Source organism: Streptomyces sp. NPDC046261, assembly GCF_040646235.1.
Lineage (GTDB): Bacteria > Actinomycetota > Actinomycetes > Streptomycetales > Streptomycetaceae > Streptomyces.
This window is the reverse complement of record NZ_JBEYZU010000028.1, coordinates 31250-41787: the sequence shown is the minus strand read 5'-3', so window position 1 is coordinate 41787 and position 10538 is coordinate 31250. Positions and strand designations below refer to the sequence as shown.

Sequence of the window (10538 nt, the reverse complement as noted above, 5' to 3'; positions counted from 1 at the left end):
CGCGTGCTAAGAGAGATGGATGAGAGTCGTTTCGCGGCTTGTGTCCACCCCGGCGCGCCGGGAGACGGCCGGCGCGGTGGCCGTCCATCTGGCGGTGGCCGGCATCGGCTTCACCGTCCTCCTGCTGATCAACCGTCACCTCGGACACGACGTGGAGTGGCTGCTGTACCGCTGGGACAGCGGCAACTACCTGCGGGTCGCCGAGCGCGGCTACCCGAGTTTCATCCCCTACCGGCCCGACGGGACGCCCGCGTACAACCGGCTGGCCTTCTTCCCGCTCGTCCCCGCGCTGATCCGCGGCGTGCACGTACTGACGGGGCTGTCCTTCGCCCACGCGGGGGTGCTGATCTCCTGGTGCGCGGCGGCGGTGGCCGCGGCGGGCGTGTACCGGCTCGTACGGTCGGCCGGGGGCGGGTCCGGCGCGGGGTACGCGTGCGTGGCGCTGTGGTCCTGTTCGCCGTACGCCTTCGCGCTGTGGGTGCCGTACTCGGAGGCGGTCTTCAGCGCGCTCCTGGTGTGGGCGCTGGTGGCGCTGATGGCGGGCCGGTGGGTGACGGCCGGTGTGCTGTGCCTGCTGGCCGGTGCCGTGCGGCCGACGGCGGTGGTGCTGATCGCGACGCTGGTGCTGACGGCCGGCTGGGCGGCGGTGCGCGGCCGGGACGGCTGGCGGCCCTGGGTGGCGCTCGTGCTGGCGCCGCTGGGGCTCCTGGGCGGCTGGCTGTACCTGGGCAGCCGGGTGGGCCGCTGGGACGGCTGGTTCGAGGCGGAACGGGCCTGGGGGCAGTCCTTCGATTTCGGCAGCGGCACGGTGCGCTACATCGGCGAGCTGCTGATCTACGGCGACGACCCGCCCGAGGACATCCGGCACGCGGCCGTGCTCGCCGTGGTGCTGCTGACGGCCGTGGCGGTGCTGGCCCTGGCGCTGGACAGGGACGTGCCGCGGGTGCTGGTGGTGCTGGCCGCGGGGGCGTGGGTGCTGATGATGGGCACGCCCGGCTCGCACTACTCCAAACCCCGTTTCATCCTGCCGTTCCTGCCGGTTCTGCTGCTGTTGGTGGCCCGGCCGCTCGCGCGTGCTCCGCTTGGTGTGCGGATCTGTCTCTACGGTGGAGGTGCGGTGGTCTCGGGTTGGTACGCGGCCGGATTGCTCGTGCTGTTCGAGGGATCGCCGTGACGGGTGCCGTGCCGGGTGCCGCGGCCGGGCAGGGTCCTGAAGACCCAGGCCCGGTAGGACCAGAAGCGGAACAGGGTGGCCGTGCCGATGCCCAGGAACTTGAAGAGGTTGCCGAGCAGGGGGCCGTCCCAGCCGAAGCCGTAGGTGGCGATGTACAGGACGCCGTTCTCGATGACCAGCCCGATGACGCTGAAGACCGCGAAGAGGGCGATCTCCCGGCTGCGGTGGCTCTTGTCGCGGTCCCGATAGGTGAAGTAGCGCAGCCCCAGGTAGTTGAAGGCGATGGCGACCGCGGTCGCGATCACACTGCACCGCACCACCGGCAGTCCGGTGGCCCCCCGGCAGATGTTGAAGACGCCGAGGTTGACGAAGATCCCCAGTCCGCCCACCGTGCCGAATTTGGCGAACTCGTGTCCGAGTGCCATCAGGCGGGTCCGGCCGGGCGGGCGCTTGTCCCCCGAATGCGTCGGTCGCAAGGGCATCTCCAGATACGGTCGCCACGCGTAGCGGACATTTCACGTAGACAGCAGATTGTAGTGTAAATTGCCGCAAAAACTGACGCAGTGCGACGGGGTGACCACAGTGGGCGAGGATCCGGCATGACAGAGGCGGTACTGCTGGTCGGCGGCAAGGGCACACGGCTCCAGCCGCTCACCATCCATACGCCCAAACCGATGGTTCCGGCCGCCGGGGTGCCCTTCCTCGCGCACCAGCTGGCCCGCGCCAGAGCCGCCGGCGTCCACCACGTCGTCCTGGCCACCTCCTACCTCGCCGAGGTCTTCGAGCCCTACTTCGGCGACGGCTCCGCCCATGGCATCCGCCTCACCTACGTGCACGAGGAGGAGCCCCTCGGCACCGGCGGCGCGATCCGGCACGCGGCCGGGGCCCTGACGGCCCGGCCGGGTGAGCCGGTGCTCGTCCTCAACGGCGACATCCTCACCGGCCTCGACATCCGGGGCCTGCTCCGGCACCACGAACGGGCGCAGGCCGACGTCACCCTGCACCTGACGCGCGTCGCCGATCCACGCGCCTTCGGGCTCGTCCCCACCGACGCCGACGGCCGCGTCCTGGCCTTCACGGAGAAGCCGCGCCGGCCCGAGGAGATCGTCACCGACCAGATCAACGCCGGCTGCTACGTCTTCCGCCGCGAGATCATCGACACCATCCCCGCCGGCCGCCCGGTCTCCGTCGAGCGGGAGACCTTCCCCGCCCTGCTGGCCGGCCGCGCGCTGCTGCACGGCGTGGTCGACGCCTCGTACTGGCTGGACCTGGGCCGCCCCGCCTCCTTCGTCCAGGCATCCGCCGACCTCGTGCGCGGCATCGTCCGCTCCCCGGCCGTCCCCGGCGAGCCGGGCGAGTACCTCGTGCTGCCCGGCGCCCACGTCGAGAGCGGGGCCAGGCTCGGCGGCGGCACGGTCGTCGGCGCCGGGGCGCACGTCGCGGCGGGCGCCGATGTCGAGGGGTCCGTCGTGCTGGACGGGGCCCGCATCGAGGCGGGGGCGCGCGTACGGGCGTCCATGGTCGGCACCGGTGCCCGGGTGGGGCCGCGGACCGTGCTCGACGGCGCGGTGATCGGCGACCACTCCGAGATCGGCGCGGACAACGAACTGCGCGAGGGAGCGCGCATCTGGTGCGGCACCGCCATTCCTGACGCCGCCATCCGCTTCTCCGCCGTGTGACCCGCCGCCCCCCGTTTTTGAACAGCCGTTTGAACTCTGCCCCCCACACGTTCCCTCACAAGGACCAGCCCATGAGTTCTCCGCGCACCCCCGCCGCCCCGCTGTCCCTGCCCGCCGAGTGGGGCCGCACGCCGCTGACCGTCGTGATGCCCACGTACAACGAGGCACAGAACCTGCCCACCATGACCGAGGCCCTCATGGCCCTCCCCCTGGAGGGACTGCGGCTGCTGGTCGTCGACGACAACAGCCCCGACGGCACCGGCACCATCGCCGAGCAGCTCGCCGACAAGTACAACGAAGCCGAACGGCGCGACGAGACCGGCCGCGTCCGCATGGGCGTCCTGCACCGCACCGCCAAGGACGGACTCGGCCGCGCCTACGCCGCCGGCATGGAACGGGCCGTCGCCGAAGGCGCCGCCTACGTGCTCCAGATGGACGCCGACGGCAGCCACCCCGCCGACAAGATCGCCGAAATGCTCGGCGTCGCCCTGGCCACCGGCGCGGACGTCGTCGTCGGCAGCCGGTACGTCCCCGGCGGCACGCTCTCCGACGCCTGGAAGACCCACCGCAAGCTGCTCTCGCGCTGGGCCAACGCCTACGCCAGCGGCATCCTCGGCACCCGCGTGCGCGACATCACCAGCGGATTCAACCTATGGAGCGCGAAAGCGCTGCGCGCCATCGACCTCGCCGGCGTCGACAGCGCCGGCTACAGCTTCCAGGTCGAGACCAAATACCGCGCCCTGCGGGCCGGTTTCACCGTCATGGAAGTGCCGATCCACTTCGAGGACCGCACCGCGGGCGAGTCGAAGATGAACCTGGCCGTCCAGCTCGAATCCGTGGCCATGCCCTGGCGGCTGCGGTCCAAGACCCTCCGCGCCCCGGCGGCCGGCACCGGCAAGCACACCCGCTGACCGGTGAAGGCGGCCATGGCCTTCAGGGCGCACCTCCCGCAGCGGACGGCCGCCGTCGCGGCCCTCCTGCTGGCCGTCCTGCTGCTGCTCATGGTGGTCCGGCTGCCCTGGTCAGGCGACCTGGGGATGCACGGCGCGGTGCTGGAGCGGCTGCGCGCCGACCTGTTCCACCCGGGCAACCCCCTGGTGGACGCCGATACCCCCAGCGCCTACTACTCGCCCTGGACGGTCGCTCTGGCCCTGGTCGCGACGGCGAGCGGCTGGGGCACCTTCGGGGTGCTGCGGCTGGCCGGCCTGGCCGGCCTTGTCCTGCTCGGCACGGGCATCGCCGCCTTCGTCCGTACCTTCACCCGCCGGCGGGCGGCCGTTCCGCTCGCGGTGCTGTGCGTGCTGCTGCTGTACGGAGTGCGGGTCTTCGCCTGGAGCGGAGTGCCCGGGCTGAGTTCGCTGTGCCTGACCCTGGCCTATCCGAGCACCTTCGCCCTGGGCCTCGCCTTCCACCTGTGGGCGCTGCTGCGCCGGGGGCTGCGAGAGCGGTGGGGCCTGCCGGGGTTCCTGGGGCTGGGGGTGCTGCTGGCCGGGGTGCTGCTGACCCATCAGTTCACGGGGGCCGTGGCGCTGCTGGGCGTGGCCGCCGTGCTGCTCGGAGCGCGACCGCTGCCTAACCGGGAGCTGTGGCTACGGGCGGGGGCGGGGGCCCTGCTCGCCTCGGCGCTGCTGCTGTGCTGGCCGTACTACCCCGTCCTCGCCCTGGTGGGCGGGGGCGGGCTGGACGCCGTCCACCGGCCGCTCTACAGCCATATGGCGCAGAGGTTCTGTCTGGTCGCGGCGCTGGGCGTGCCCGTGCTGGCCGTGCGCTGGCGGCGTGACCACCGCGATCCGCTCGCCCTGTTCTTCGCGCTGGGGGCCGTGGTCTTCGCCGCCGGCTGGCTGAGCGGGCACTACGCCTGGGGGCGGGTCCTGCCGGCCCTGCTGCTCCCCGCCCAGCTCGCCCTCGCCCTCGAGGTCGCCGGGGCGGGCGGCGGCGGGCTGCGCCGCGCGCTGCCCGCGGTGACCGCGGTGGCCCTGCTGGCGGGGGCGTGGACGCAGGCCGGGGTGCTGACCTACGTCCTGCGGAAGGACGCCATTCCGCCCGTGCTGCGCGAGGTACGCGCCATCGGCCTGTGGCCGGGCTTCGGCTGGGCGACGGCCCATGTGCCCAAGGGGGCCACCGTGATGACGGACGACTACTACGCCCTGCGCACCCTCCCCGCCTACGGCCCCTACACGGTCGCCCCCGCCTACCCCGATCTGTTCCTTCCCGACGAACGGCGGCGCCGGGAGGCGACGCGTCGCTACTTCGCCCCTGCCACTTCCCGGGCCGAACGGCTCGGCATCCTCAAGGAGTACGGCGTGCGATGGGTGCTGCACAAGAACGGCGGCGCGGGGCGGGCCCCGGCCGATCCCGCGCTCAGGACGGTGGCGCGGGGGCCGGGCGGGCTCGTCCTGCTGGAGGTCGTGCGACCGTGACCGTAGCCGTAGACCCGGTGTCCCGCACCGGCTTCCCCGACGTCGCCGGCTGGCTGCGCGGCCGCGCCCCGCGGCCGGTGCTGACCGCGGCGGTGCTGCTGTTCGTGCTGAGTTCGATCCGGGCGTACGGCAAGGACCGCACGGGCATCGACAACGCGGTGGTGGTGCGGGCGGCCCGCGCGCTGCTGGAGGGCGGTTCGCCGTACGCGGACAAGCGGTTCCTGTACCTGCCGGGGGCGGTTTTCGCGGCCGTGCCGCAGACGGTGTTCTCCGCACGGGTGCTGTTCTACGCCGTACCGGTGGTCACCGGTGTGCTGGTGGCGGTGGGCGCGGTGCTGGCGCTGCGGATCTTCGACGTGCGGGCGGACAGCCGGCTGGCGGCGGCGACGGCGGCCGGCATCGCGCTCTTCCTGCCGTTCCACAGCCTGGTCATCCTCGGCAACTGGACGGCGGCGTCGGTGGCCGCCTTCCCGGCGGCGCTGCTGCTGGCCCGGCGCGGGCAGTGGTCCGGGGCGGGCATGGTGGTGGGGGCGGCGATCGCCCTGAAGCCGATGCTGGTGCCGCTGCTGCTGCTGTTCGTCCTCGCCCGGCGGTGGCGGGGGCTGGGCTGGGCGGTGGCGCTGCCGGTCGGCATCTCCCTGGCGGCGGCGTCGGCGATGCCCCGGCCGGGGCTGTTCTTCACCCGGACGCTGCCGTTCCTGCTGCACGGGCAGGACGCGTACGCCCGCCCGTACGACGCCTCCTGGCCGGCCGTCCTGCCCCGGCTGGGGGTGCCGCAACCGGTGGCGTTCGCGCTGGCGGCACTGGTGGGGGCGGCGGTGCTGGGCTTCGCGCGGACGCGGTGGCGGAACGGGGGCGGGGAGGGGCTGCGGCTGGTGGAGTGCGCGTCGCTGCTGATGCTGGCGGCGTTCGTGGTCTCGCGCCCGTCGTTCCTGAACTACGCGCTGGTCGTGGTCCCTTCGCTGGCCGCTTCGGTGGTGGAGCGGGGGGCGGCGGTGCGGTCGGTGTGGTTCTGGATGCCGCTGGTGCCCCAGCTGGCCGGGGTGCCGTGGCCGGGGCTGGACACCGCGCAACGGCACGCCTTCCGGGACGTCGTGATGTTCGGGGGGCTGGCCGCGGTGCTGGCGCTGACGGCCTGGCGGGGGCGGTGGGGGCGAGAAGAGCCGGACGGGGTGGTCACTGTCAGTGATGGAGGTTACTCTCTGTGTAGTGATCGCGTGTCCCGCGTGGATCCCGAAATGAGGTGAGGTATGTCCGCCGCCGCTTCTGACTCCGCCGCTGCCACTGCTCCTGGCGCTGTCGCTGCCGGGGTCGGCGCCGAGGGGGGCGTCGACGTCAGCGTCGTCGTGATCGTCTACAACGACGCCGAGCGATTGTCGCGCGCCGTCCGTTCGGTCCTCGCCCAGTCGCTGCGCCACCTCGAAGTGATCATCGTCGACGACTGCTCGACGGACGCCACCCCAGGTGTTGCCCGGGAGCTGGCCGCCGCCGACCCCCGCGTGCGCTGCCTGCGGCTGCCGGCCAACAGCGGCGGGTGCGGCGCGCCCCGCAACGCCGGCATCGACGCCGCCCGCGCCCCGTACGTGATGTTTCTCGACAGCGACGACGAACTGCCCTACCACGCCTGCAAGTCACTGCTGCTGGCCGCCGAGGACACCGGCGCCGACTTCGTCACCGGCGAGGTCACCCGGCTCTTCGAGGAGACCGGCGCGACCGGACTGTGGTACCCCGAGCTCTTCCAGGACGCCCGGCTCGTCGACGGCATCCGCACGGCCCCCGAGTACTTCCTGGACCACCTCTCCACCAACAAGCTCTACCGCGCCGACTTCATCGCCCGCCACCACCTGCGCTTCCCCGAGGACGTGCACTACGAGGACCAGCTCTTCACCGCCAAGGCCTTCACCCTCGCGCGCACCTTCGCCGTCGTCCCGTGGCCCGTCTACACCTGGCGGCTCGCCGGCGACCCGGCCGCCGGACCGTCCATCTCCTCCAGCCGGCACAAGATCCAGAACGTGGCGGACCGCGTCGCCGTGGCCCGGCTCATCGACACCTTCCTGGAGGAGAGCGGCAACGCCGGCCTCCGGCCCGCGAAGGACGCCAAGTTCCTCCGGCACGACCTCCGCCTCTACCTCGGCGACCTGCCCTTCAGGGACCCCGCCTGGACCGAGGCGTTCGCCGCCACGGTCACCCCCTACCTCGCCGGCCTCGCCGCCGAGGCCTTCGACGCGGTGCCACGCGAACAGCAGATCTGCCAGTACCTGCTGCAGGCGGGCCGCCTCGCAGAGGCCGCCGAGTGCGCCCGCACCCTGGACCGGCCCCTGCTCGCGCCCCGCCACGCCGTGCGGGCCGCCACCGGACGGACCTACTGGGGGTCCACCCTCCCCGAGGACGAACGGGCCGCAGCGGCACTGGACATCAGCGCCTGGCGGCTGCACGACCAGCCCTTCGCCACCGGCCCCCTGCGGCACGAAGTGACGCGGCTCGACCCGGCGGGGGCGAGCCTGCGCGTCTCGCTGCGCACCTACGACCCGGCGCGCCTGCTCGGCGGCACCGCGCCCGTCTCGGCGGAACTGCGCGTCGCCACCACCGGCCGGCCCCTGACCGTGCCCTTCCGCTACGCCCCCGCCCAGGACGGGCCGGCCGGGCCGGTGCACACGGCCGAGGTCGAACTGGACCTGCGCCGGGTGCCCATCGGCCCCAAGGGGTTCCACGGGCGCCGGCACCCCCTGATCGTCCTGAACCGGCTGGGGCTGACCCGCGGCGACCCACTGCTGGCCCCCGCCGCGCTGCCGCCCCTGCAGGCGCGGACCGGCCTGCACACGGTGCGCGCCGCCTGCGAGGGACACGGCGCGGGGCGGCTCGAACTCACCTGGGAGCGCGCGGGCGTCCTCGGCCGCGCCGAGACCGTGGGCCCCGGACTGATGCCCGTACGCCGCCGCCTGAACCGGCTGACCCGCCGGGTCACCGGGCCCCGGGCCAAGGCCCTGACCTACCACGAGCTGCAGAAGCTGCCCATCGACGACACCCTGGTCGTCTTCGAGGCCCTGGAGGGCCGCGGCTACGCCGACAGCCCCCGCTACATCCACGAGGAACTGCGCCGTCGCCGGCTCCCCCTGCGCGCCGTCTGGTCGTACTCCGGCAGCCGCGGCTCCTACCCCGAGGGCGTCGAACTCATCAGACGCGGCAGCTGGGAGTACGTCCGCACGGTCGCCCGGGCCCGCTACTGGGTCGACTCGCACGGCTTCCCCGTGCTCTTCGCCAAGCGGCCCGGCACGCGCTATCTGCAGACCTGGCACGGCCAGGCCCTCAAGCACATGGGCTTCGACACCCCCGAACTGCGGCTGGCGAACGCCGAACGCCGGCGCCTGCACCAGGAGATGGTCGCCCGCTGGGACGCCCTGATCGCCCCCAGCGAGGAGTTCGAGCGGACCTTCGTCCGCGCCAACGGCTACACCGGCGAGCTGCTGCGCACCGGGCTGCCCCGCAACGACGTCCTCGTCCGATGGAACGACCCCGAACAGCGCGACCGCGCGGCCGCCACCCGCGAACGGCTGCAGATCCCCGACGGCCGCAAAGTGCTCCTCTACGCCCCCACCTTCCGCGACGGGGCGCGCGGCAGCGGCGAGTCCATCCGGGTGGACCTGGCGGAGCTGGTGCGGGCCACGGGCGAGGAATGGACGATCGTGGTCCGGCCGCACTACTACGAGCGGTTCACCGTCCCCCGCGAGCTGGGGCACGCGCTGCGCGACGGCCGGGAGTTCACCGACCTCAACGACCTGCTGCTCGCCTCGGACGCGCTGCTCACGGACTACTCGTCGGTGATGTTCGACTACGCCAACCTCGGCCGCCCCATCCTGCTGTACACCGACGACTACGCCGACTACCGCTCCCTGGCGCGCGGCACGTACTACGACCTGGCCGACATCGCGCCCGGCCCGCTGCTGTCCACGACGGGTGAACTGGCCGCCGCGCTGCGGGATCCGGCGGAGCTGCGCGAGCGGTGGGCGGGGGCCTACGCCCGCTTCCAGGCGAGGTTCAACCCCCACGAGAGCGGACGGTCGAGCAAGGCCGTGGTCGACCTGTTCTTCGAGGGGAGTGCCCGGTGAGGCGACGGCACCTATTCCTCGTCGGCATCGACGTCGACTCCATGGGCGGCTCCCAGCGCGTGCTGCACACCCTGGCCCAGGGGTTCGCCGAGCGCGGCCACCACACCGAGCTGATCGGCATCCGGCCCAGCCCGGAGCCCCACACCTACCGCACCGACCCCGCCTACCGGCGCACCACGCTCTACGACGCCCCCGCCTCGCCCGCCTGGCAGGCCGCGTCCCTCGCCGAACGGCTCAGCCCGGCCCGGCTGCGCCGGGCGCGCGGCGAGCGGGCGGCCCGCAACCGGGCCCGCGGCCGGCTGGCCCGGAGGTTCGCGGCGGTGCCCGAGGGCGCCGAGGGCCTGGTGATCGTCGGCTCGCCCTGGGCGGCGGTGTGGCTGGACTCCGTCGAGTGGCCGCCACACCTCAGGGCAATCGGCCAGTACCACGAGTCGTTCCCGCAGGCCCTGCACTCCGTCAACCTCCGGCTGATCCTGCGGTACTACCCGGCCCTGGAGAAGGCGGTGTTCCTCAGCGAGCAGGACGCGGCGGAGTTCCGCCGCAGACGGCTGCCGAACGTCGCCGTGATGCCCAACCCCCTGCCCTTCACCCCCCTCGAACCCGCGCCCCTGACGGCCCGGCGGGTCGGTGCCGTCGGGCGGCTCGACCCGGTCAAACGCCTGGACCGGCTGATCGACGCCTTCGCCGCCGCCTGCCCCGCCCACCCCGGCTGGGAGCTGCACTTCCTGGGCGAGGGCCCCCTGGAGCCCGAGCTGCGGGCCCAGGCGGTAGGGCTGGGCATCGGCGACCGGGTCCGCTTCCGCGGCGGCGTCCACGACATGGCCGCCGCCTACCGGGATCTGTCGGTGGTGGCCCTCACCAGCGAGCGCGAGGGCCGCCCGATGGCTCTCGCGGAGGCCTCCGCCGCCGGGGTGCCCTGCGTGAGCTTCGACCTGTCGGGCGGAGTGCGCGAACTGGTCGTCCACGGCCGCACGGGCACGCTGGTGCCGCACGGCGACACGGAGGCGTTCGCGGCGGCGCTGGCGCGGCTGATGGCGGACGGCGAGCTGCGCGCCCGCTACGGGCGGGCGGCGCGGGAGCACGTCGCACCGCTGGCCCTGCCGGCGGTGCTGGACCGGTGGGAAGCGCTGTTCGAGGAGGTGGACCGCTGATGAGGGCG

The 10538-nt window shown here is 73.5% G+C and carries 8 protein-coding genes; 7 read left to right on the top strand and 1 reads right to left on the bottom strand.

The genetic code is table 11. The features are described 5' to 3' along the window. Positions 1–19 precede the first annotated feature (19 nt). Complete coding sequence (locus ABZ956_RS29055; RefSeq protein WP_361899957.1) at positions 20–1174, top strand: hypothetical protein; 1155 nt, start codon at positions 20–22, stop codon at positions 1172–1174. Here ABZ956_RS29055 and ABZ956_RS29050 read toward each other — a convergent pair. Next, positions 1102–1599 (bottom strand): GtrA family protein, encoded by a 498-nt coding sequence (locus tag ABZ956_RS29050; RefSeq protein WP_361899954.1) that lies wholly within the window; start codon positions 1597–1599, stop codon positions 1102–1104. The genes ABZ956_RS29055 and ABZ956_RS29050 overlap by 73 nt on opposite strands. Before the next feature lie 174 nt (positions 1600–1773). On the opposite strand from ABZ956_RS29050, the gene ABZ956_RS29045 reads away from it, so the two are divergent. From ABZ956_RS29045 to ABZ956_RS29020, 6 genes are all read left to right on the top strand, one after another. Then, positions 1774–2853 (top strand): NDP-sugar synthase, encoded by a 1080-nt coding sequence (locus tag ABZ956_RS29045; protein WP_361899951.1) that lies wholly within the window; start codon positions 1774–1776, stop codon positions 2851–2853. Positions 2854–2924: 71 nt separating this feature from the next. Next, positions 2925–3764: a polyprenol monophosphomannose synthase gene (locus ABZ956_RS29040; protein ID WP_361899948.1), complete on the top strand. Its 840-nt coding sequence runs from the start codon at positions 2925–2927 to the stop codon at positions 3762–3764. 15 nt (positions 3765–3779) lie between these two features. Continuing rightward, a complete protein-coding gene (locus ABZ956_RS29035; protein WP_361899946.1) occupies positions 3780–5273 on the top strand; it encodes a hypothetical protein in 1494 nt (497 codons plus the stop codon). Further along, positions 5270–6520 carry a glycosyltransferase family 87 protein gene (locus ABZ956_RS29030; RefSeq protein ID WP_361899943.1) on the top strand — a complete coding sequence of 417 codons (1251 nt, stop codon included), beginning with the start codon at positions 5270–5272 and terminating at the stop codon, positions 6518–6520. Before ABZ956_RS29035 ends, ABZ956_RS29030 begins: the two co-directional genes overlap by 4 nt. A gap of 3 nt (positions 6521–6523) precedes the next feature. Next, complete coding sequence (locus ABZ956_RS29025) at positions 6524–9379, top strand: CDP-glycerol glycerophosphotransferase family protein (protein WP_361899940.1); 2856 nt, start codon at positions 6524–6526, stop codon at positions 9377–9379. After that, positions 9376–10530, top strand: coding sequence for a glycosyltransferase (locus tag ABZ956_RS29020; protein ID WP_361899937.1), 1155 nt, complete (start codon positions 9376–9378; stop codon positions 10528–10530). Before ABZ956_RS29025 ends, ABZ956_RS29020 begins: the two co-directional genes overlap by 4 nt. Positions 10531–10538 lie beyond the last annotated feature (8 nt).